Annotated in this window: 19 protein-coding genes; 14 read left to right on the forward strand and 5 right to left on the reverse strand. The window is 59.0% G+C overall.

Annotated elements, in window-relative coordinates:
• Positions 1-174 precede the first annotated feature (174 nt).
• From L6D74_RS24805 to L6D74_RS24840, 8 genes are read left to right on the forward strand one after another with little or no spacing between them, the layout of a single operon-like run.
• Positions 175-615 carry a low molecular weight protein-tyrosine-phosphatase gene (locus tag L6D74_RS24805; RefSeq protein ID WP_064598094.1) on the forward strand — a complete coding sequence of 147 codons (441 nt, stop codon included), beginning with the start codon at positions 175-177 and terminating at the stop codon, positions 613-615.
• 38 nt (positions 616-653) lie between these two features.
• Positions 654-2,876, forward strand: coding sequence for a polysaccharide biosynthesis tyrosine autokinase (locus tag L6D74_RS24810; RefSeq protein ID WP_064598092.1), 2,223 nt, complete (start codon positions 654-656; stop codon positions 2,874-2,876).
• 41 nt (positions 2,877-2,917) lie between these two features.
• Complete coding sequence (locus tag L6D74_RS24815) at positions 2,918-3,994, forward strand: glycosyltransferase (RefSeq protein WP_236190847.1); 1,077 nt, start codon at positions 2,918-2,920, stop codon at positions 3,992-3,994.
• Positions 3,995-4,008: 14 nt separating this feature from the next.
• Positions 4,009-5,121, forward strand: coding sequence for a polysaccharide pyruvyl transferase family protein (locus L6D74_RS24820; protein WP_007951622.1), 1,113 nt, complete (start codon positions 4,009-4,011; stop codon positions 5,119-5,121).
• Complete coding sequence (locus tag L6D74_RS24825) at positions 5,118-6,350, forward strand: MATE family efflux transporter (RefSeq protein WP_236190849.1); 1,233 nt, start codon at positions 5,118-5,120, stop codon at positions 6,348-6,350. The genes L6D74_RS24820 and L6D74_RS24825 overlap by 4 nt, the downstream gene beginning before the upstream one ends.
• Positions 6,341-7,444 (forward strand): hypothetical protein, encoded by a 1,104-nt coding sequence (locus L6D74_RS24830; protein WP_039772770.1) that lies wholly within the window; start codon positions 6,341-6,343, stop codon positions 7,442-7,444. Before L6D74_RS24825 ends, L6D74_RS24830 begins: the two co-directional genes overlap by 10 nt.
• 12 nt (positions 7,445-7,456) lie before the next feature.
• Positions 7,457-8,500: an acyltransferase family protein gene (locus tag L6D74_RS24835; RefSeq protein ID WP_074689227.1), complete on the forward strand. Its 1,044-nt coding sequence runs from the start codon at positions 7,457-7,459 to the stop codon at positions 8,498-8,500.
• A gap of 12 nt (positions 8,501-8,512) precedes the next feature.
• Complete coding sequence (locus L6D74_RS24840; protein ID WP_236190851.1) at positions 8,513-9,661, forward strand: SGNH/GDSL hydrolase family protein; 1,149 nt, start codon at positions 8,513-8,515, stop codon at positions 9,659-9,661.
• Positions 9,662-9,664: 3 nt separating this feature from the next.
• Here L6D74_RS24840 and L6D74_RS24845 read toward each other — a convergent pair whose 3' ends face one another.
• Together L6D74_RS24845 and galU are read right to left on the reverse strand one after the other, a co-directional pair.
• Complete coding sequence (locus tag L6D74_RS24845) at positions 9,665-10,072, reverse strand: phosphohexomutase domain-containing protein (RefSeq protein ID WP_236190853.1); 408 nt, start codon at positions 10,070-10,072, stop codon at positions 9,665-9,667.
• Positions 10,073-10,119: 47 nt separating this feature from the next.
• Positions 10,120-10,953 (reverse strand): UTP--glucose-1-phosphate uridylyltransferase GalU, encoded by an 834-nt coding sequence (gene galU / locus L6D74_RS24850; protein ID WP_007951629.1) that lies wholly within the window; start codon positions 10,951-10,953, stop codon positions 10,120-10,122.
• Between the two features lie 380 nt (positions 10,954-11,333).
• Between galU and galE the strand changes: the two genes are divergently transcribed.
• The 6 genes from galE (at position 11,334) to L6D74_RS24880 (ending at position 17,533) form a co-directional block, all read left to right on the forward strand.
• Positions 11,334-12,350, forward strand: coding sequence for a UDP-glucose 4-epimerase GalE (gene galE, locus L6D74_RS24855; protein ID WP_039772766.1), 1,017 nt, complete (start codon positions 11,334-11,336; stop codon positions 12,348-12,350).
• Positions 12,351-12,577: 227 nt separating this feature from the next.
• The gene (locus L6D74_RS24860) at positions 12,578-12,814 is read left to right on the forward strand and encodes a hypothetical protein (protein WP_003226528.1); all 237 of its coding nucleotides are present in this window, start codon (positions 12,578-12,580) and stop codon (positions 12,812-12,814) included.
• A gap of 90 nt (positions 12,815-12,904) precedes the next feature.
• Positions 12,905-14,020, forward strand: a complete 1,116-nt coding sequence (locus L6D74_RS24865; protein WP_172829496.1) for a polysaccharide biosynthesis/export family protein — start codon at positions 12,905-12,907, stop codon at positions 14,018-14,020.
• 11 nt (positions 14,021-14,031) lie between these two features.
• Positions 14,032-14,697 (forward strand): YjbF family lipoprotein, encoded by a 666-nt coding sequence (locus tag L6D74_RS24870; protein WP_080770671.1) that lies wholly within the window; start codon positions 14,032-14,034, stop codon positions 14,695-14,697.
• Positions 14,694-15,458 (forward strand): capsule biosynthesis GfcC family protein, encoded by a 765-nt coding sequence (locus tag L6D74_RS24875; RefSeq protein WP_041475371.1) that lies wholly within the window; start codon positions 14,694-14,696, stop codon positions 15,456-15,458. The genes L6D74_RS24870 and L6D74_RS24875 overlap by 4 nt, the downstream gene beginning before the upstream one ends.
• Complete coding sequence (locus L6D74_RS24880) at positions 15,455-17,533, forward strand: YjbH domain-containing protein (protein ID WP_236190854.1); 2,079 nt, start codon at positions 15,455-15,457, stop codon at positions 17,531-17,533. Before L6D74_RS24875 ends, L6D74_RS24880 begins: the two co-directional genes overlap by 4 nt.
• Before the next feature lie 387 nt (positions 17,534-17,920).
• Here L6D74_RS24880 and L6D74_RS24885 read toward each other — a convergent pair whose 3' ends face one another.
• The 3 genes from L6D74_RS24885 to L6D74_RS24895 all read right to left on the reverse strand — a co-directional run bounded on the left by L6D74_RS24885 (position 17,921) and on the right by L6D74_RS24895 (position 21,387).
• Positions 17,921-19,315, reverse strand: a complete 1,395-nt coding sequence (locus L6D74_RS24885) for an undecaprenyl-phosphate glucose phosphotransferase (RefSeq protein WP_064598067.1) — start codon at positions 19,313-19,315, stop codon at positions 17,921-17,923.
• A 381-nt stretch (positions 19,316-19,696) separates the two neighbouring features.
• The gene (locus tag L6D74_RS24890) at positions 19,697-20,356 is read right to left on the reverse strand and encodes a winged helix-turn-helix domain-containing protein (protein ID WP_039772761.1); all 660 of its coding nucleotides are present in this window, start codon (positions 20,354-20,356) and stop codon (positions 19,697-19,699) included.
• A 290-nt stretch (positions 20,357-20,646) separates the two neighbouring features.
• Positions 20,647-21,387 (reverse strand): winged helix-turn-helix domain-containing protein, encoded by a 741-nt coding sequence (locus tag L6D74_RS24895; RefSeq protein ID WP_039772760.1) that lies wholly within the window; start codon positions 21,385-21,387, stop codon positions 20,647-20,649.
• Between the last annotated feature and the right edge of the window lie 381 nt (positions 21,388-21,768).

Raw genomic sequence — 21,768 nt, forward strand, 5'->3', positions numbered from 1 at the left:
GAAAATCACAGTTATTTTTAGTCCGGTAATTCTGGTTGGGGGACTTTTAGAGACCGTGTTACTTAATGCATCGGTATTAAGGGTGAATCTATTTCCGAGTGAAGGAAGGTCTTGCGGGTTCATTCGAATTTGCAAGGCATGTTGGCCGATTGACATTACACGGGAAAGTAAACCTTGTTCAAAAAGATTCTTGTCGTTTGCGTAGGCAATATCTGCCGAAGTCCGACAGCGGAACTTCTGTTGCGCAATGCACTGACACCCTCGGCGATCAGCGTGACCTCCGCAGGCCTGTCTGCACGGGTCGGCGAAGGCATGGAGTCGACCGCACGCCGGGTGCTGGAAGACCGCGGACACAGTGCCGAAGGGTTCAAGGCGCGGCAACTGACAGCGGACATCGTCAATGAATCAGACCTGATTCTGGTGATGGAAAAACAACATGTTAATCAAGTACTGAAGATTGCCTCTCACGCCAGGGGCAAAGTGTTTCTGCTGGGCAAGTGGCAGAGCGAACGAGAAATACAGGACCCGTATCGTCAGGGGCAAGCCGCTTTTATTCATGCCCATGCATTGATTGAAGATGCTGTTAGCTCATGGGCGCAACGCCTGGCGCGTTGATGAATATTCTTCAGTTCAGTGAATGGTAAGAAAGACTTATGCAGTTACCGTCAGTAATAGGCACCCGCGACAACGATCAAGACAGTATTGATCTTCTCGGCATCTTCGGCAGCCTGATCGATCAGAAATGGTTGATCGGTGCGTTCACCGGCGCGTTCATGATGACCGGTGTGGCCTATGCGATTTTGGCCACGCCGGTGTATCTGGCCAACGCGCTGGTGCAGGTCGAACCGAAAAAGAACGACATGCTCGGTTTTTCCGACCTCAACAGCATGCTCGGCGGGCAATCGCCATCGGTGACCGAAATCGGCATCATCAAATCCCGCGCGGTGATCGGCAAAACGGTCGACGATCTGCGCCTGGACATCGACGTCACCCCCAACACCTTCCCGCTGATCGGCGGCTTTCTTTCCCGGCGCTATCGCGGTGAGACCGAACTCAGCGTCGCGCCGCCGCGTTTCGGTCTGAGCAGCTACGCCTGGGGCGGTGAACGCCTGGAGTTTGCGAAGCTCAATCTGCCCAAGGAACTGCTGGGCAAGAAACTCACCCTGATTGCCGGCGAACAACATCGCTTTCAGCTGTTGGACGACAACGACAACCTGCTGGTCGACGGCGTGGCGGGCGAAGCCTTCGCGCAGGACGGCGTAGAAGGGCAGGTCGCGCAACTGTTGGCCAATCCCGGAACCCGTTTCGAAGTGGTGCGCAACCCACGAATCGTGACCATCCAGGGTTATCAGGACGCGCTGGACATCTCCGAGCAAGGCAAGGAGTCCGGCATCATCCGTCTGGCCCTGGCCAGCAGCGACGCCGCCGAAGCGGTGAAGATCCTCAACAAGATCGCCGCGCTGTACGTCGATCAGAACGTGCGCCGCACTTCCGCCGAAGCGGCGCAAAGCCTGGCCTTCCTGCAAAGCCAGTTGCCGCAGGTCAAGCGTGATCTGGCCAAGGCGAGCGATGCGCTCAACGCCTACCAGACCCACGGCAAGACCGTGAACATCTCCATGGAAACCCAATCGGTGCTCGGCCAGTCCGTGGCGCTCGAAACGCGGATTTCCGAGCTGAAGCTGCAACAGGCGGAGATGGACCGCAAATTCACCAAACAGCACCCGGCCTACCGCGCGCTGATGACCCAGATCGGTGAACTGACCCAGCAACAACGCTCGCTGGAAGGCAAGGTTCAGGACCTGCCAGCCACGCAGCAGGAACTGCTCAACCTGACTCGCGATGTCGAAGTCGCCTCGCAGATCTACACCCAGTTGCTGAACAAATCCCAGGAGCTGGACATCGTTCGCGCGGGCGCTGTGGGTAACGTGCGTCTGGTGGATACGGCGGATGTCGACCTGACCAGCCCGGTCAAACCGAAAAAAGCCCTGATCGTGTTGATCGCCACCTTCCTCGGCGCCTTCGTCGGCGTGGCGCTGGTGCTGTTGCGCAAATCCCTGAGCAAGGGCCTGGAAGGGCCGGAAGGCATCGAGCAGCTCGGCTTGCCGGTCTACGCGTCGATTCCCTACAGCGCTCTGCAACAGGAAGAGGACAGCAAAAAAGTCCGGGCCAAAGTCGCGGCGGACACGCCGGCGTATCTGCTGGCCCTGCGCAACCCGACGGACCTGTCCATCGAATCGATCCGCAGCCTGCGCACCTGCCTGCACTTCGCCGCACTGGATTCGACCAACAACCGCATCATGATTTCCGGCCCGAGCCCGCAGGTCGGCAAGACCTTCGTCTCTTCCAACCTCGCGGCGGTCATGGCCCAGAGCGGGCAGCGCGTGGTGCTGATCGACGCCGACATGCGCAAGGGGCATCTGCATAAAACGCTGAACACGCCGATCACCAACGGCTTGTCCGATCTGCTGGTCAAGCGCTGCACCCTCGAACAGGCGATCAACAAGGTCGAAGTCGACAACCTGCACTTCATCAGCCGTGGCCAGGTCCCGCCCAACCCTTCCGAGCTGTTGATGCACGCCAATTTCCGCGACCTGCTGGCGCAACTCAGCGAGCGCTATGACGTGGTGATCATCGACACGCCACCGCTGCTGGCCGTGACCGATGCGGCGATTGTCGGTCGCGAGGCCGGCATCAGTCTGATCGTCGCGCGGTTCGGGGTGAACCCGGCCAAGGAAATCGAGATGACGATCCGGCGTTTCGCCCAGAACGGTATCGAGTTGAAAGGCGCGGTGTTCAACGGCGTCGAGAAGCGCGCGGCCAGCTATTACGGCAACGGCAGCTATTACAACTACGAATACGCGTCCGACCAGTCCTGAATCTCAGCGACGGTCCTTACAGGCATGAAAGTGGGTGAGTTGTGAAAAAAATACTGCACGTGGCGGAAACGATCAAAGGTGGGGTGGCGACGGTCATCCGCACAATTTCGGCGGCTCCCGAAGACGGGCGCTATGAGCTGGTGTATCTGGTCCCGCTCGACCAGAAGAAAGAGCTGCACGGCATCGATCCACAGCAGATCCGCACCTTCGCCCGAAGCGGGCGGAACGTGCCGTCGCTGCTGCGCTTTGCCTGGCAACTGGCGCGGGTCCTGCTCAAGGAAAAACCCGACGTGGTGCATTTGCACAGCACCTTTTCCGGGGTGATCGGCCGTTGCGTGTGCGTGCTCCTGCGGCCGTGGCGCAAGCCGAAAATCGTCTACTGCCCCCATGCGTTTTCGTTCCTGATGGAAAGCTCGCCGATCAAGCAGAAAGTCTATGCGGGGATCGAGCGGGTGCTGCAGAAAGTCACGGACACGATCATCTGCGTCAGCCAGTTCGAGCTGGAGAAAGCCGCGAAATTTGGCATCGAGCGCAAGCGCATGACGCTGATCTACAACGGCATCGATCACAAGCATGAAGAACGCAAGGCCAACGATCCGGCACCGATTCATCTGCTGTTCGTCGGTCGCCTCGACTACCAGAAAGGCTTCGACGTATTGCTCAAGGCTTACAGCGAAGCAAAGCGCAGCGACCTGAAACTGACGGTGGTGGGCAGTGCGGTGAACGAGGACGTGGTCGAATGTCCGCCGCTGGACGGGGTGGAATACCTGCCTTGGGTGACGCCCACCGAAGTGCACGCGCTGTATCAGAAAGCCGATGCGCTGATCGTCCCGAGCCGCTGGGAAGGTTTTGCCATGGTGCCGCTGGAAGGCATGGCGCTGGGTCTGCCGGTGATCGCCAGCGACTGCACGTCGTTGCCCGAACTGGTCACCCATGGTGTGTCCGGTTACGTGTTCCCTGCCGGTGATCACCAGGCGCTGGCCGATCGGCTGAAGAAAATCCAGAAGCCTGCGTTGTCGGCCCTCGGCATCGAAGGTCGGCGCATCGTCCGCGAGCGTTTCAGCGCCGCGTTGATGATCCGCCAGACCTACGACGTGTATTCCGCTCCCTCTTATTAAGTAGAACTCCGCTCATGAACGTAACGATTTTGCATGGCTACAGTGCCTCCAACTCCGGCGATGGTCTGCTGGTCGATCTGGCCATTGCGCTGGTGCAGCGCAACTTTGGCGAAGACACCGCGATCAGTGTGGTGGCTTCCGACCCGGACTCTTTCAAGTACCTGCCGCACCCGCGCTTCGATGCGCCAGTCATGGCGGCCAAGGGCCTGGGTCGGGTCAAAGAGGCGGTGTTCCTCAATCAGTCCTACGCGGGGCTGGCGGATCTGTTGAAGAAAACCGATCTGATCGTCGGCGTCGGCGGCGGCTACATGCGTTCGAAGAGCGCCTTCGAGCACATCAAGCTGAAACTCGGCCACGCCAAGCAGCTGGAAACCGCGATCCTCAGCAAAGTGCCGTCGGTGTACCTGCCGCAAAGCATCGGGCCGTTCCACGGCGACAGCGACAAGATCGTCGGCCACTACGCCAGCGCCGACGCGGTGTTCGTGCGCGATAACCGCTCCTCGGCATTGTTCGATGCCTGTGAAAATGTCTACCGCGCGCCGGACCTCGCGGTGCAGGCCCTGGCCGGCAAGATCCTCCAGCAACCCAAGTTCACCCGCTGCGCTTCGACGCCGGCCACGGTGTGCGTGGTGCTGCGTAAACCGCCGGCATGGAGCAAGGAAAAGAAGCTCGCCTACGTGGCCAACCTGAAGGTGCTGCTGCAGCGCTTGAAGAACAAAAGCAAAGTGGTCTGCGCCGTACAGAGCGCCGTGCGTGGTAACGATGACGGCGCGTTCTATCGCGAACTGGGCATCACCGAAGACCTGCTGCCGCTGAAGGCAACGCTGGCCAAATACCAACCGGACCTGGTGATTTCCGTACGCCTGCACGGCGCGATCGAATCACTGCTCTCGGGTGTCCCGGCGTACCACATCAGCTACGAACGCAAAGGCTTCGGCGCGTATCAGGACATGGGCGTCGAGGACTGGGTCATCAACGGCGGCGACATCAATGTCGACACCATCATCGACACGGTTTACGCGCCTGACGCGCTGTCGAATTTCGGCAAACGCCTGACCGACACCTGCCGTGAGATCGAGGCGAAAACCGTGGCCATGGACGACATCATCAAGGGCGTCATTCGATGATATTCCGGCTGTTGCTGCGGGGCGGGGCACTGGGCGCGAAGTTCTTGCTGGTGCTCGCCATCACCCATTACCTCGGTTACGAGGCGCTGGGTTTTTACGGCGTGGTGGTCGCGGCGTCGTTGATCGCGTCGAAGTTCTACAGCGTCGGTTTCAGTTCCGAGATCAACCGGCTGATCAGCGTGGGCGGCAGTTCGCGCCGGGTCGTGGACAAGGTGCTGCTGCTGTACCTGGCCGTGGGTCTGGCGTTGTCGGTGCTGACGGTGGTGATTTATTCGCTGTTCCAGTCGGTGGAAGCGACGGCTGCGCTGATCGCCTGCGTGACGCTGGTGCTGCTCACCGAACACCTGTCGTTCGAGATCAACTCGTTCGTGTTCTCCGCGCAGAAAGCCACGGCGGGTGCGCTGCTGTTCTTCATCAAGACCGGGCTCTGGGCGCTGCTGGCCGTGGGCGGGATGGCGCTCGGTTGGGTGTCCGCAATCGGCAGCGTGCTGTGGCTGTGGGTCATCGCCAACGTGCTGGTGATTGTCGCCGGTTACCTGATCGTGGTGAATGTTCATCGCGGGCGGGAAGAGGGAACCCTGGCAACGGCGGCCGTGTGGAAAGCCGGGTTGCCGTTTTATCTGGGCACCGGCCTTATCGCATTGAGTCAGTACGCCGAACGCTTTCTGATCATCGACCTCGAACCCTACGCCAGCCTCGGTAAATACGTGTACGCGTGGTCGGCGGCCAACACCTTGCAGGCGCTGTCCTACGCGGTGGTGGCGGTGGTCGGCATTCCGCTGCTCGCCAAGCGTTATCAGGCCGATCAGCAACCGTTCACGGTTCGGCAGTTGTTCGTGAACAAGTGGGTCGCGCGTTCGCTGGTGGTGTCGGCGGCGGTCGCGGTGGGCATTTACCTGTTTTTCAACGTGGTGCTCGATTACGTCGCCACCAGCGTTCCGCGTCCGGAGAACGGCATCCTCGGCGTGCTGATTTTCTCCTTCGCCCTGCGCGCCATTGGCGACATCGTCTGGGGCGGCTTGATCGCCTCGAAAAACAGTCGGGTGTCCCTCGCCAGCGCGGCCATTTGCCTGTTGGTTTCAGTGCCGGTCAGTTACCTGCTGATCAAGCATTATTCGATCTACGGCGCGGCCTGGGGCAACGTCTTCGCGATCATCGTGCAGCTTGCCGTGATCGCGCTGCTGACCCGTGCCACGCGCGCGAAAAAGGCTGTCGTGTCATGGGCCTGAAACTGCCGTGCATCGAGTTTCGTGGTCGCCGTCTCGATTCGTCGCTGTCGTTCCTGATCCTGTTCACCGGGCTGTTTCTGTCGGTGGCGATGCCGCTCTTGGTGCCGCGCGATCCGGGCCCGGACGCGATGACCCTGTGGTCGTCCTATGCCCGGGCCGACAACTGTAATTTCTGGAACCCGTTCTCGCCGGATCGCTCGTCCTACGAGTGTTCGGCGTTCCTGCTGCGGCCCACCGGGATCAACCTGACCAACGCCTGGGCCTACGGGATGTTCTGCAACTTTTTCCTCACGGCGATTCCCGTGGTGGTGTTCCGGCGCATGCCGCTGACCATCTTCGGAACCCTGTGCCTGTGGGGCATCGTGCGTTCGTTTTTCCTGGAAAACCTGACCAAGGAAATCATCGTGTCGGTGGCGGTGCTGAGCATTCTGTTCAGCTCGCTGACGCGCAAATATCGCGGCGGATTTTTCCTTTCGGCGGTGATCTACGGCGTGCTGATCCGGCCCTACTGGATTTTGTTTTCGCTGTCCTGGGTCGGCGTCTGCGTGATGAAGAAATACGTCTCGCGCACCACCTTCTTCCTGATGCTGTTCCTGTTCTATCTCGCAGTTGCAATGGCGATCCAATTGGCGCTGGGCTTTCCGGTGTCGTCGATTCGTGCCAGCAACAACGAACTGCGCACGGCGGGCGAAGAGGGGTCCAAATCGCTGATCGTCTCGTGGCTCAGCGGCAGCGACTTCGTCTCGCAGGCCCTGGACTCGATGATCATTTTCTTCCGCTTGTCGTTTCCCGTTGAGCTGATCCTGCTGTCGGGGCCGGGCCAGGTGATCTTCGTGGCGTTGATGATCATGACCGCGCTGCTGCTGTTCAAAGTCATCACCTCGACCGATTACAAGGGCGCGCCGATCCAGACCAAACCCAAGGAACTGATCGCGATTCCGCTGGCGTTTCTGCTGGTTCAGGGCTTGTTCGAGCCGGACTTCGGTTCGTTCGCCCGGCACTTTTCGATGGTGGTGCCGGTGCTGTTCGTGGGCCTGGGGTTGATGCTGCGGGCGAACAAACCGGCGAAGGTTGAATCAAGAATTCTGAATTGAGGCGGGTGCTTTATGTCGAGCAAGAAAAAGTCCCTGGAGATCGAAACCCTGCGCGGCCTGGCGTGCTTGTTGCTGGTGCTCTATCACGTGATCGGGCCGTTGGGCGGTGGTTTGAAAATCGACATCGGCTCGCCGTTCCGGGTGATCGCCGATTCGATGGTGTACGTGCGGATGCCGCTGTTCACCTTCATCTCCGGCTACATCTATTCCCTCTACAAGATTCGCGGCAATGACTTTTCCGCGTTCTTCAGCGGCAAGGTGCGGCGCCTGATCGTGCCGCTGTTTTGCGTCGGTGTGCCGTTCTCGGTGTTGCAGGCGGTGGGGCCGGGCGTGAACAAGGACGTCAGCGTGATGGATGCGCTGTTGTCGTTCTACGTGCCGATCAACCACTTCTGGTTTCTGCAGGCGGTGTTCATCATTTTCATGTTCGTCGGCCTGCTGGAGTGGCGCGGTTTGTTGCGTACACCGACGCGCCTGTACCTGTTGTTCGCCTTCGCGGCGGCGGTGTTCCTGTTGCCGCCGTTTCCCGTGGACGCGTTCGGCATCAACGGGGCGATTTATCTGCTGCCGTTCTTTGTGGCGGGCATGATCGGCCAGGAGAAGGTCAGCGAGCTGAAGCAGACGTTCAAGGTGATCGGCCCGCTGGTGTTTGTGCTGATCTCGCTGACGCTGCTGTACGTGGCGGCGGTGGATCGCGAGCTGATTGTCGACCGCCGCAGCCTGATCGGCCTGACGGTGGGCTGCGTATCCTGCATCGCGTTACTGTCGAGTGACATGCGCTCGAAGACGCTGACCTGGCTTGGCGGTTACTCCTACGCGATTTTCCTCTTTCACGTATTGTTCGCCGCTACGTCGCGTTCGATCCTCGGCCGCCTGGGTGTGAAAGACGAAAGCGTGCTGGTGTTCTGCGGTTTGACGTGTGGTTTGCTCGGGCCGGTGGTGTTGTCGATGATTTTCAGTCGGTTCAACTTCACTTCCGTGCTGTTTCTCGGCGAACGTGCGGCGACGAAAAAGAAACCGGCGGCGACCATCGCCCCGGTGGCGCAGATTCGATGAAGGAAGCGATTCATGCTGGCTGTTGATGAGGTGCCGCCGGTGGCGGCGTCGGTGGTGCAGGTCGGCGACGCTCGCGAGCGGTTTGGCCAGTGGCGCGAAGGCAAGGCCGGCAAGGTGTTGTCGATCTCGGTGATCGGCGACAGCTACAGCGCCGGGCAGAATTTCTACCTGAACAAACTGGTGCAGCGCGTGGCCGGGGAGGTCGGGTTTGCCGGGCCGGGGTATGTCGGGTTCAACCATGGCGCAGCGCTCGGCGGCACGCATTTCAAGTACACCCGCAGCAGCGAAAAATACTTCGGCGGCGACTGGCAGGTCTCCGGCCTCGGCCAGGCCAGCCCCGACAGCCGCACGGTGACCGGCCACCCCGGCGCCTGGCTGCAAGTCGAGGCCAGCCCGACGCCTGCCATCAACACCGCAGTCACTCAGGCGAAACTGCTCTACCTCGGCAACGGCGAGTCCAGTGAGTTGCGTTATCGCTGGTCACCCTCCGCCGACTGGCAGCCGTTGAAACTCGCGGGCGAGGGCGTACAGGAAGTCCCGCTGCCCGGTACGTCGGCCGCGACCGATTGGGCCTTCAGGCTGGAAGTGGTGAAAGGCGCACCGACCCTGTTCGGTCTGTGGCTGAGCAACGATCAGAACGGGGTTCGGGTCTCGAAACTGGCGGCGTCCGGTGCGGCATCCGCTGATTTCTACCACGACGATGCCCGCTGGCAGGCGCAGTGGAAAGCTGTGGTATCGAAGATTCCCGCAGACATTTACCTGATCATGCTCGGTGGCAACGATCAGGGTTTTGGCGTGAAGCCCGAGCAGTATCTGCATAACGTTCAGGGGCTGGTCGGCATGCTCCGCGAGATTCAACCGGCGGCAAGCATCAATCTGATCCTGCGTCAGGACACCACCCGCTCCAGTGCGTATCCGATGTCGGCTTATGCGCAGGTCATCGAGCCCTGGGCCCGTGAGCAGCGTCTGGGTTATGCCAACCTGCAATGTGCGTTTGGCACCGACGTCAAACGCTACGCGGCGGCCATGATCGGACCGGACAAGATTCATCCGCTGCCGGCCACGGGCGGGCGGGTGATTGCCGATTACTTCTATCGTTGGGTCGTGGGCGGGCAACAAAAAGTCTCGCCACAGGACAACTGTGGCGAGACTTTGAAGTAGCCGTCAGTTGTCGAACAGATCCAGATGGCTCAGCAGCTCTGCGGTTTTCTGCGGCATTAACTGCGTCACGCAACGGGTTTCCACGTTGACGATGATCGCCGGGTCGTTGCAGCAGATCCGCACCCGAAAACGCCAGTCGCTGAAGATCATCTTCAGGCCGTCGCGGTCATCGACCTCCAGCGCCTGTTCGCCGTAGATCCGTTTCAGATGGGCGAGCAGGGGATAGGGATCGCGGATCGGTCGGCGTATGTCCCCGGAGGAGGGAAACACGCCGAGGCGGTCGACCAGCAGCAGGGTGCCCAGCCACGGGCCATTGGCGCTGGGCAATGGCTGATGGCGGGATAACCAGCTCATCACCCCGAGGTTGTCCACCTCACGTTCAATCTCTGCGGAATGTTGTGCAATGTTCATGGTTGCCTCGTTGGATGTGCGTGCCGCAATGAATCAGTGGGGGCCGCTCAGCGGCCCTTCAGGTAGACGTTGTCGTAGCAGAAGTTGGTTGCCTGCAGATAACCCTCGGCGTCGCCGCAGTCGAAGCGCAGACCCTTGAATTTGTAGGCCAGCACGCAACCGTTCTGCGCCTGTTTCATCAGGGCGTCGGTGATCTGGATTTCGCCGCCCTTGCCCGGCTCGGTGTCGGCGATCAGGTCGAAGATGTCGGGCGTGAGGATGTAGCGGCCGATGATCGCCAGGTTCGACGGTGCGTCTTGCGGGGCCGGTTTTTCCACCATGTGGTTGACCCGGTAGATGCCCTCGGAAATCGCCTCGCCGGCGATCACGCCGTACTTGTGGGTCTGGTCGCGCGGGACTTCCTGGATGGCGACGATCGAGCAGCGGAATTTCTTGTACAGCTCGATCATCTGCGTGAGCACGCCGTCGCCTTCGAGGTTCAGGCACAGGTCGTCCGCCAGTACCACGGCGAAAGGCTCGTCGCCGATCAACGGGCGGCCGCTGAGAATCGCGTGGCCCAGGCCTTTCATTTCCACCTGACGGGTGTAGGAGAACGTGCAGGTGTCGATCAGCTCGCGGGTGCCGGCCAGAAACTTCTCTTTCTCGGTGCCGCGAATCTGGTGTTCGAGTTCGTAGCTGATGTCGAAGTGGTCTTCCAGTGCGCGCTTGCCCCGTCCGGTGACGATGGCCATGTGTTGCAGGCCGGCGTCCCGTGCTTCTTCAACGGCGTATTCGATCAACGGCTTGTTGACGATCGGCAGCATTTCCTTGGGCATCGCTTTGGTGGCCGGCAAGAAACGCGTGCCATAACCGGCAGCGGGGAACAAACATTTACGGATCATAAAAGTTTCCTGGTCATTCATGGCGCACTGCCATCGTTTATTGCAATAACGAAAGGTTGCAAGTTATTGAAGCTGTACTTTAATACCTGACTCGGGAGATGAGTGGCAAATAGCAATGAGTGTAAAACACGACAATGTTATGAGATGTCGGTTTGACAGTTATTGGTTATTTTTAGTCGGCATCCGTTGATAGTGATGAATGCGCGGGAGTGCTAATAAGTACCAGGCAATACAGTTTGGCTTGTAAAAATATTTATAGCCAGTGATTGAACTGTTTTTGTTTCTGGTTGTTGTCGCGCTGTTTGTGTGAATCAAGACACACATTAAACAAACAGCGCTTGACACGCGAGTTGGCACTTTTCCCACTTATGGACCGCGCTATGAAGATTCTGGTAACGGGTGGCGCCGGCTATATCGGCTCGCACACCACACTTGCACTACTTGAAGCAGGTTATGAAGTTGTAGTTCTGGATAATCTTTGCAACAGCAGCGACGCCGCCTTGCACGCGGTGGAAGCCATTTGCGGCAAAAGTGCGCTGATGATTCGCGGGGATGTCTGTGACCGGGCCTTGCTGGACCGGATTTTCCAGCAGCACGCTATCGACGCCGTGCTGCACTTCGCCGGGCTCAAGGCTGTCGGCGAGAGCGTGCGCAAGCCGCTCGAATACTACGAAACCAACGTCAGCGGCAGCATCACGCTGTGCCAGGCAATGGCAGCGGCGGGGGTGTTTCGGCTGGTGTTCAGCTCGTCCGCCACGGTGTACGGCGAGCCGGCGCAGATGCCGATCCGCGAGGATTTCCCGACCGGCACTCCGACCAATCCCTACGGCCAGTCCAAGCTGATCGTCGAGAACGTGCTGCGCGACCTGTGCCAGTCCGAACCGCGCTGGAGCATCGCGCTGCTGCGCTACTTCAACCCGATCGGCGCGCATCACAGCGGGCAGATGGGCGAAGACCCCAACGGCATTCCTAACAATCTGGTGCCTTACATCAGCCAGGTGGCGGTCGGCAGCCTCAAGGAGTTGTCGATCTTCGGCGACGACTACCCGACGGTCGACGGCACCGGCGTGCGTGATTACATCCACGTCGTCGACCTGGCGGACGGGCACTTGAAAGCCCTGCAAACCATCGCCGACCGCACTGGCATTCATACCTGGAACCTCGGCACCGGCGACGGCTACAGCGTGTTGCAGGTGCTGCGGGCTTTCGAACAGGCCTGCGGGCAGCCAGTGCCTTACCGGGTGATGCCACGGCGTTCCGGGGACATTGCCGAGAGCTGGGCCGACGCCTCCAAGGCAGCCAAGGAACTCGGCTGGAAAGCCACACGCAACTTGCAGGACATGGTCACCGACACCTGGCGCTGGCAATCGAATCATCCCCGGGGTTATCAGGGATGATGGCGTTTTAGTGCAATGTTAGTTTCAGTCAGGTTGTTAGATATCGTCGGGAAATTAGACTGGCAATGCCTTTTGCAAGTCCGTAGATATAAACCTGCCGTTCGACTTTTATCAGTTGCGTAAGACTGTGAAAGAACAACGGATCTTGTTCGCGCTTTTTGCGACTTGAACTCTACCACCTCTAACCAACACCCGATGTTCAGGTGCGATGTTAGAAAGGAGTTGATATGAAGAAAGTGATGGCGATCGCCCTGTTGACGATGTTGAGCAACTGGGCCTCCGCAGCTGAAGCGCCGCTTACAGCAGTGACCAATGTATCTGGCAGTGTCGCGGCTTCTACAGCGCCTGCTGCCAGTACTGCCATGGTCGCCAGTGCTGTAGCGGCGTCCAACAGTGGTGGAAGTGCCAACGGCGGTACAACGGGTACCACCGGTACCACGGGTACAACCGGCACGCACAACTAACTGAAGTATCTGTTGGTGCAGTACAGGGTCGCCCGACGAAAGTCGGGTGACTTTGTTTTTGGATTCGCCCTTGAATAGCGTAGTGCCATTATGACCCGTCGTTTTTCTCTTTTATTGTTGGCAAGTATCGCTTTGCAAGGTTGCATGTTCTCCCCCGGCCAGTACCTGAGCACCAGTAGCATCACGCGCCAGGGCGCCAGCGAAAGCAGCCGGGTCGAGCTCATTCCGATCACCCCCAAGCTCATTGCCATGAACCGCGCCACGTACAAGCGTGAGTCGGTGCCGGCGGAGTTGTTGGCGACCCCGGCCGAATACCGCATCGGCAGCAACGATGTGCTGTACATCACGGTCTGGGATCACCCCGAGCTGACCGCCCCTTCGGGTGCGCAACAGCAGATCGACGCCAACGGCCGTCTGGTGCGTTCCGACGGCACCTTGTATTACCCGTACATCAAGGAAGTCCAGGCCGCCGGCAAAACCATCCAGCAACTGCGCTCGGACATCGAGCAACGTCTCTCGGCGTTCATTGCCGAGCCGCAAGTGGATGTCGCGGTGCTGCGTTTCGCCAGTCAGAAAGTCGTGGTCTCGGGCGCCGTCACCAAGGCCGGCCCCCAGGCGATTTCGACCAACCCGCTGAGCGTGGTCGAGGCCCTCGGTTCGGCCGGTGTCGATACCAACAATGCCGACTTGTCGGGGCTGATGCTGACGCGCAACGGGCGGGTTTATCCGCTCAATCTCGACGCGCTGAATCAGCAGGATTCCGAATTGCAGAACGTCTACCTCAAGGGAGGCGATCAGCTGTATTTGCCGTACAACGACAACAAGCGCATCTACGTGATGGGCGAGGTCAACCAGCCCCGTGCGCTGAGCTTCAAGACCGCCACCATGAACCTGTCCGACGTGCTCGGCTCGGTCGGCGGTTTGAGCCAGACCACCTCCAACGGCAACGCTGTGTACGTGATTCGCGGGGTGGAAAACCTCGACGTGGAGCCGGCGAAAATCTATCAGCTTGAAGCCGAATCGCCGACCGCCATGGCGCTCGCCTCGCACTTCGAAGTGCGGCCTCAGGACGTGGTCTATGTCGGGCCTGCCAACGTGACTCGCTGGAATCGCCTGATCAGCCAGTTGGTGCCGTCGGCATCGATTGTCGGGACGGGGGCTTCCGCTGCGAAGAACTGGAGCGAATACAGTAACAACAGCAAATAAGGCCGCCGACTGTGAAAACGTTGAAAGTGGGCGTGTGCCTGATGGCGGCCGTTTTGTTGAGTGGCTGCAATCCGCTGATGAGCGCTTCGTTGAACAACCTCAAGTCCGCCGTCATCGGGCCGGATGAACTGGACGTGTCGGCGGAGCAGGTCGCGGGGGTCAAGTATCCCCAACTCAAACTGACCACGCCGTCCGGTTCCGGGGTGTTGGCGCTGGTGCGCGAGCGCGAGGACCTGCAGTTCTGGGTCGCCTCCGGCAAGCAGGTGCTGCTGATGCGCGACGGCCTGGCCATGCGCACTGTGGGCCTGGGCGTGGAGGGTGATCTGGACGGCACGCGTCTGTCCGATGACTCGCCGTTCAAACAGGGCCTGCATCGCATCACCGACGGCTACACCAGCCGCCGCTGGATCGACCTCTACAAGGGCCAGGAAGTCGGGATCATCGTAAACAGCCGCTTCTCCCGAAAATCCCTGGAAACCCTCGACATTCTCGACAAGGAATACTCCGTGCTGCGCGTCGATGAGCAGATTGACGCGCCGGCCATCGGCCTGCGCGCGACCAACCGTTACTGGGTCGATCCGGTGGACGGTTTCATTGTGCAGAGTGAACAGCAACTGACCTCGCAGTTGCGGGTCAGGATCGTGCAGCTGACCCCTGACCGCAGGCATGTCCCGTGAAGCGGCTAAGAGCGCTCTCGGCGTGCCTGATGTTGCTTGCCGGTGCCAGCGAGGCCGCGGTCATCGTCAGCGGTGATGTCGCCAACCCGGGCCCGATCGAATTGCCGGCGGGCGGACGTTTGCGCGATGTGATCGGCGAGGCCGTGCCGAATGCCGAAGGCTACTGGCTGGCGGGCGTCCTGTTGCGTCAGTCATTGCTGGAAGAACAGACGCGGCTGAAGGTCGGCGTGCTGTTCGATCTGGACGTGCTGCAGCGCATGGCCATGCTGTTTGACAAGCCGAGTCGTGCGGCGCTCGCCCAGCGCCTGGCCGAGCAGGTCCGGCAGATGCCGGTGACCGGGCGGCAGATCGCCGATCTCGATCCGGTGGCGGTGGAAGTCGGCTTCGCCCGCAACATCCGCCTCGACGATGGCGATCAACTGATCTACCCGAAACGGGTCGATGAGGTCGAAGTGCTGGGCGCGGTCGCCGAGCCGTGCCGCTTGCCTTATCAGCCGTTGCAGGAGGCCCGCGAATACCTGCAGGGCTGCACGTTGCTGGAGGCCGACGCCGATGCCGATTACCTGTGGCTGATCCAGCCCAACGGCGAATCGCGGCGGGTCGGCATCGCCCACTGGAACCGCGAGAGCGGGCAGATGCCCGTGGCCGGCAGCAAGATTCTGGTGCCGGTGAAAAACGATGATCTGGATCCGCCTGTCCCTGAACTGAATCAGCAGTTGGCCGAATTGATTGCCACGCAGTTGGCTGAGGTGGTTCGTTGAATTTGCGTTTTGCAGCTGTGTTGTTATTGCCGTGTGGCCTGGTGCATGCCGAGCCTCGGATTACCCAGAATGATTTTGGCGGCGTCGGTCTGTTGCAGACCCCGACCGCGCGCATGTCGCCCGCCGGTGAGTTGAGCGTCAACGCCAACCGTACCGAGCCGTACAGCCGATACAGCGTTTCGTTGCAGCCGCTCGACTGGCTGGAAGGTTCGTTTCGCTACACCGCCATCACCAACCGTCCGTACGGTTCAGAAGCGCTGAGCGGCAGCCAGAGCTATAAGGACAAGGCGGTCGACGCCAAGGTCCGGCTGTGGCAGGAAAGCCACTGGGCGCCGGAAGTGGCGCTGGGCTTTCGAGACATCGGCGGTACCGGTTTGTTTGCCAGTGAATTCTTCGTCGCCAACAAGCGCTATGACAATTTCGATTTCAGCGCCGGCATCGCCTGGGGTTACATCGGTAATCGCGGCGATGTCGACAACCCGTTGGGTTCGATCAGTGACCGCTTCAACACCCGCCCTGATCTGGAAGGCACCGGTGACGTCAACGCCGGCTCGTACTTTCGCGGCAAGCCGTCGTTTTTCGGCGGCGTGAGTTACCAGACGCCCTGGGACCGCCTCAGCCTGAAACTCGAATACGAAGGCAACGACTACAAGCACGAGCCCAAGGACAACATCATCAAGCAGGACTCGCCGATCAACCTCGGTGCGGTGTTCAAGGTGACCGATTCCGTCGATCTGAGTGCGGCCTGGGAGCGCGGCAACACGGCGATGTTCGGCGTCACGTTCCACACCAATTTCGTCAGTCGCAAGGCCCCGGCCAAGACCTTCGACCCACCGGCCGAACCGCTGCCGGCGAAGGCGCCAACCGCGACCATGGAAGAGGTCAACTGGGCCGACGTGTCGCGCCGTTTGCAGCAGAACGCCGGCTACAAGGTCGAGCGCATCACCCAGCGCGATTCCGAACTGATCGTGTACGGCGAGCAGCAGCGCTATTTCCATTCGCCCAAGGCGGTTGGCCGTGCGAGCCGGATTCTCGACAACAGCGTCAACGACGACATCGACTGGTTCACCGTGGTCAACAAACGCTACGACCTGCCGCTGGAAGAAACCAGCGTGCCGCGGCAGACCTTCCGCGAAGTGATCAACAACGAAGAGCCGCTGGAATCGCTGCACCGCACCACCGAGATCAACCCGGCAATGCCGCGCAACGAGAAAACCCTCTACACCGAAGCGCCGCAGCACTTCAATTACGGCGTCGGCCTGGGCTTCAAACAGAACGTCGGCGGCCCCGATGGTTTGCTCTATCAGTTCACGGCGGATCTGGACGCCGAGTACCGCTTCAACCGCAACACCTGGTGGAACGGTCTGCTGAGTCAGAACCTGATCAACAACTTCGACAAGTTCACCTACGACGCGCCCAGCGGCCTGCCGCGTGTGCGCACCGACTTGCGTCAGTACCTGACCACGTCGGACACCACCATGCCGCTGTTCCAGGTCAGTCATGCCGAGCAACTGGACAAGGATTTGTACGGCATGGTCTACGGCGGTTATCTGGAATCGATGTTCGCCGGGGTCGGGGGCGAGGTGCTGTTTCGTCCGACCGGCAAGCGCTGGTCGATCGGTGCGGACCTGAACTACGTGCGTCAGCGTGAGTTCGACCAGGGTTTCGGCCTGCAGGATTACTCGGTCTGGACCGGCCACATCACCGGCTACACCGACCTGCCGTTCGACACGCTGGCCGCGGTCAGTGTCGGGCGTTACCTGGCCGGCGACTTCGGCGGCACGGTGGACATCTCCCGCGAGTTCTTCAACGGCGTGCGCTTTGGCGCCTGGGCGACCATCACCACCGCCGGCAGCGCCGAGTATGGCGAGGGTAGTTTCGACAAGGGGCTGTACCTGTCGATCCCGTTCGACGAAATGATGAGCATGTCGACCATGCGCCGCGCCAACCTGGTGTGGGCACCGCTGACCCGTGACGGTGGCGCGCGGCTCAACCGCAGCTTCCAGCTGCATTCGATGACCGACAGTCGGGAAGGGGACATGTTCTACCGCAACTTCGGGAAGATTACCGAGTAGGTTCGGGAGAGCGGGAAGTTAAAGCGGGAGCCTGATGGCTCCCGTTTTGGTTTGTGGTGAAGGGGGATCTTGATGCAGCCGTGATTGCTGTGGGAGCTGGTGTGTTGCGGGTGGTTGGCAGGTTCAAACCTGGTGTTGAATGATCCGGCGCTTTCGTCGGATCGCCGCCCGGACCAAGCCCACTCCCACAAGGATCGGGGAATGCTGAAGATTACGGCATCACCCAAAAACCTGTGGGAGCGGGCTTGCCCGCGAAGGCGTCCGCTCAGCCGACATCAAATCATCAGACTTTCCTCGGCCGCAGAGCCCTCCGCCAACCCCCAAATCCCGCCCACAAAAAAGGGGACTTTCGTCCCCTTGCGGTGTTGCCTTCTCAAACGCTGCGTCTCAGTAAATATCCTTCGAAAGCAGCGTAAACGGCGTCTTCACCAGAATTTTCAGATCCAGCCACAGCGACCAGTTGTTGATGTACTTCAGGTCGATCTCAACACGCTTTTCCATCTTGTCGAGAGTGTCTGTCTCGCCCCGGCAACCGCTGATCTGTGCCAGGCCAGTGATACCCGGTTTGATTCGGTGGCGGGCCATGTAGGCGAGGATCTTGCCCGAGTAGTAGTTGTTGTGCGCCACCGCGTGCGGACGTGGGCCGACCAGTGCCATGTGCCCTTGCAGCACGTTGAACAGTTGCGGCAGCTCATCCAGCGAAGTGCGACGGATGAAGCGACCGACCGCGGTAATGCGCGAATCGTTGCGGCTGGCCTGCTTGACGTCACGGTCATCGTGAACGCGCATCGAGCGAAATTTCCAGACCTTGATCACCTTGCCGTTCCAGCCGTGGCGATCCTGTTTGAAGAACACCGGGCCCGGCGAGTTGAGTTTCACCGCCAGGGCCACGGCCAGCAGCACCGGGCTCAACAGGATGATGGCCAGCAGGGCGACGGCTTTCTCCACCAGGCTCTTGCTCAGCGCAGCGGTCGGGCGGCTGGTCAGCGGGCTTTCGTTGAGGTAGATCGCCGGCAGACCGTCCACGACTTTCACCGAGTGATTGAGCAGTGTCAGGCTGTTCAGATCCGGCACCCAGACCACGTCAACGTTGGCATCCAGCAAGTCCACATACATCGCCTCGATCTTGGCGGCTTCCGACAGCGGCAGCGTGATGTACAGCCGGCGGATGTCGTGGTTCTGGATCAGCTCAAGCAGTTCGTCCTGGGCGCCGACAACGCGCGGGGCGTCCGCTTCCAGCGACGGGGTATCGCCGTTGCTGACCAGGCCGACCAGCGGCAGGTTTTCGTGCTGGCTCAACTTCTTCGCCAGGCCCAGCGCCAGTTCGCCGGTGCCGACGATCAGGGTCTTGTGTTCGCTTTTGCGCGACCGCTGGTAGAACTTCGAGAACGCATGCAGCGGTGCGTACAACAGCGCCTGACCGAGGAAACCGTACACCGCCCATTCAAGAATGACCTGGCGGGAGAACAGCGCATCGGCCTTGCAGATGAAGGCGATGAACGCCAGCCCGGCCATGGTCATGAACCAGCCCATGAACAGTCGACCCAGCCCGGTCAGGTAATTGTCTCGCTTTCGATACGCGCCGCTGAAGGTATAAGCCGGCACCGAGGCCAGTACGGCCAGGATCGTGCACATCCGATAGTAGAACTCGACGGTGCCCGTGTGCTGTTCGGCCAATATGAACAACAGGGAAACAATGAAACTCTGTGCCAGCGCCCATTGGCCCCAAAAGGTCAGTCCCTTGAGGCCGGTGTTTCGATTGATACGAAGAGAAAGATCCATACGATATCCCCAAAAGACGTCCATTCAGGTTTCGACAGTAGAAAACCGAGTTGTTAAGAGACTTGTTATTGTTGTTTGAGCCAGTGTCCTGAGGTAACAACGCCGGAATGCGGAACTGTCGTCAGTCAATAGACTAAGTTATTGCCGGGGATGCTGTCTGACGAGTTCTAACAAGATGGCACAGTGCCAACTTATTTAAATTTCCAATATGCAAACGTTAGAAAAGGTCGAAAGGCAGGGGGTGAATAACCAATATTGTGTTTGCTATCGTAGGTGGGGTCAGGAGGCGGGTATAACCAGGGAGGGGAGAAACCAAACAGAGTGCTTTTTTATTTTTGTAATCGCACTTGTATCTGTTTGTCTTGTAGTGAGGGATGTTGTTTAGGCAACAACTTCCTGGATCAGGCAATAACCGCGATTGCGCACGGCACGAAACAATCGTTCACCGTTGCTGGCGTTCTTGAATTTGTCTTGAAGACGGCTCAGGCACATTTCCAGTCCCCGGTATTGCTCCGGCTCGCGGCCGATGCTGAGGATCAGATCGTCGCGACTGACAACGCGATCTTCATGGTGCAGCATCTTGCGGACCAGTGCGGTTTCAAGCCCGGTGAGACTGATTTCGACGCCTTCTTTCGTCAATGCACCCTGATCATTGTCCAGATGCCAGGCTTGGGTGCAGGGCGCGTCGGATTCGATCGTTCGGGAAGTATCAGCGGGGTTTTCGGACATGGCCGTGGAATTGTGGAATGAATGCGCCGATTGTGCTGCCAGCCATTCCGATTCGAGGGTGGCCAATATGCGCTGGGTATCATGTTCGATGCTACGTGCGACATGCTTCCTTGTGCCGCGTGGGTAAGTGAACTCCATCAGCATCGGAGTGGAAGAGGGCGAAGCAACACCTTCAATAAACATTTGTGCCTGAGACGTGCCAAACGAATTGAAACGCTCACTGGAGAGAATGCTCTCGAGTTCGCGTTGCGACGCTGAGCTGTTAGTCACGACAACAAAGTATTTTCTTGGGAGGGTCGTGCTGGTTTCCATGTCTCTCTCCTAAAGTACACACCAAATTTGGCGAAAAATAATGGCAGGCGAGCAATGTTTTCCTCGGAATTAATCGATCAGGCAGGGTCTGGGCCCAAAGATGGCCTCGATAAGTTCCACTCGGTCTGCGTTAGAGTAATGGTTTATTGTTATGTTTAAGTGTTGCAGCGCTCATGCAATTGACAGCTTTTTATTAGATATGTGACGCGGTTAAAACTATGAGAAAGCGGATGTTTGAAGCGTTGCATCAGACGTTCCCTCGTATGCTGCAAAAGAGTGTTTTCCCTGAATCAAGGAGTTGAGATCAACCCCCTCATCAGACGATAGCCATACCCGCGAATGCTCTGTATGGCGTTCGTACCGTACACGTCCTTGATTTTCCCACGCAAGCGGCTGATGGATTTTTCCAGCGCTCGAGGGTCGTAGAATTGGGTGTTCAGCCCCATGATGCTGGCGATTTCATCGTGGCTGAGAATGTGATTGCCGGTCTGCGCAAAGGCTTGCAGGATCTTCATTTCGGCAAAGGAGATATCCAGTTTCTTGCTGGTGTCCGAGAGGCAGATGCGGGTGGGGTCCAGCACCAGGCTGATATCCCGCTGCCATTCTTCGCTGTCGAAGAACTCACCCAGCAGTTCCGCGCTTTCATCGGACAAGGTATTGAGTTTGATACAGAAGTCGGCACCGGCCAGAAAGTACTTGATCTTGTTGTGGGCGCCGCGACCCGTGATCACTGCACAAATAATCGGCTTCAAGTTGTCGTTGCGCAGGTTTTCCACCAGCGCAAGGTTATCTTCGAGTGCCTGAGGGCTGTCGATGATAATGAAGATCGCCCGATACAGGCCGTGATATTCGTTGTGCTGATATGAACTAATGTAGGCGTCGGCTTCAACAGCCACACCGCTCTGCACATGCTTTGCGATTAGCGCGCTAAAGTGTTCAGCCACGCCACGGGTACGACCCAGGGTGAGAACACCTGGTTCGTCGCTTGTGCGGCGCGGGCTTCTAGTCGCTAAGTTACCTGTGAGCATCATGCATTGACTCGAAAAGGTGCTGACATCGGGATGTTAAAGCACCGGTTCTCATCTGTGACTGACAATTGGTAACATTTGGACGAATTTTAGACGTGGCTCCCGAGTTTTCTAACAATAATTAAGCGATTCAAGCTTTTAGTTGATTTTTTCGAGGCTGTGAACTAACGGAATTGAGGCCGTTAGATGGTGGCAATATGGAATGGTGCCACTATTTTGTAATTATCGCGAGCTGTTTTTATGTCCCTTGGCCATCACTCAACTGCATACGTATCAGAGCAGTGTGAGGTGGGTCACATTTTATGGGGAGGCCTGTCTTTTGGCTATAACGTCGACAAGTTCACACACGGACGTTTATTAACATGCCTTGAGTGTGGCTTTTGA

Source organism: Pseudomonas pharyngis (genome assembly GCF_021602345.1).
GTDB lineage: Bacteria > Pseudomonadota > Gammaproteobacteria > Pseudomonadales > Pseudomonadaceae > Aquipseudomonas > Aquipseudomonas pharyngis.

Excerpts from the sequence above, each read along its gene's own strand:
- L6D74_RS24810 (WP_064598092.1), top strand. The coding sequence starts at position 654 with ATGCAGTTACCGTCAGTAATAGGCACCCGCGACAACGATCAAGACAGT.
- L6D74_RS24820 (WP_007951622.1), top strand. The coding sequence starts at position 4,009 with ATGAACGTAACGATTTTGCATGGCTACAGTGCCTCCAACTCCGGCGAT.
- galE (WP_039772766.1), top strand. The coding sequence starts at position 11,334 with ATGAAGATTCTGGTAACGGGTGGCGCCGGCTATATCGGCTCGCACACC.
- L6D74_RS24840 (WP_236190851.1), top strand. The coding sequence starts at position 8,513 with ATGCTGGCTGTTGATGAGGTGCCGCCGGTGGCGGCGTCGGTGGTGCAG.
- L6D74_RS24895 (WP_039772760.1), bottom strand. The coding sequence starts at position 21,387 with ATGATGCTCACAGGTAACTTAGCGACTAGAAGCCCGCGCCGCACAAGC.
- L6D74_RS24860 (WP_003226528.1), top strand. The coding sequence starts at position 12,578 with ATGAAGAAAGTGATGGCGATCGCCCTGTTGACGATGTTGAGCAACTGG.
- L6D74_RS24830 (WP_039772770.1), top strand. The coding sequence starts at position 6,341 with ATGGGCCTGAAACTGCCGTGCATCGAGTTTCGTGGTCGCCGTCTCGAT.
- L6D74_RS24885 (WP_064598067.1), bottom strand. The coding sequence starts at position 19,315 with ATGGATCTTTCTCTTCGTATCAATCGAAACACCGGCCTCAAGGGACTG.
- L6D74_RS24825 (WP_236190849.1), top strand. The coding sequence starts at position 5,118 with ATGATATTCCGGCTGTTGCTGCGGGGCGGGGCACTGGGCGCGAAGTTC.
- L6D74_RS24845 (WP_236190853.1), bottom strand. The coding sequence starts at position 10,072 with ATGAACATTGCACAACATTCCGCAGAGATTGAACGTGAGGTGGACAAC.
- L6D74_RS24865 (WP_172829496.1), top strand. The coding sequence starts at position 12,905 with ATGACCCGTCGTTTTTCTCTTTTATTGTTGGCAAGTATCGCTTTGCAA.
- L6D74_RS24835 (WP_074689227.1), top strand. The coding sequence starts at position 7,457 with ATGTCGAGCAAGAAAAAGTCCCTGGAGATCGAAACCCTGCGCGGCCTG.
- L6D74_RS24890 (WP_039772761.1), bottom strand. The coding sequence starts at position 20,356 with ATGGAAACCAGCACGACCCTCCCAAGAAAATACTTTGTTGTCGTGACT.
- galU (WP_007951629.1), bottom strand. The coding sequence starts at position 10,953 with ATGATCCGTAAATGTTTGTTCCCCGCTGCCGGTTATGGCACGCGTTTC.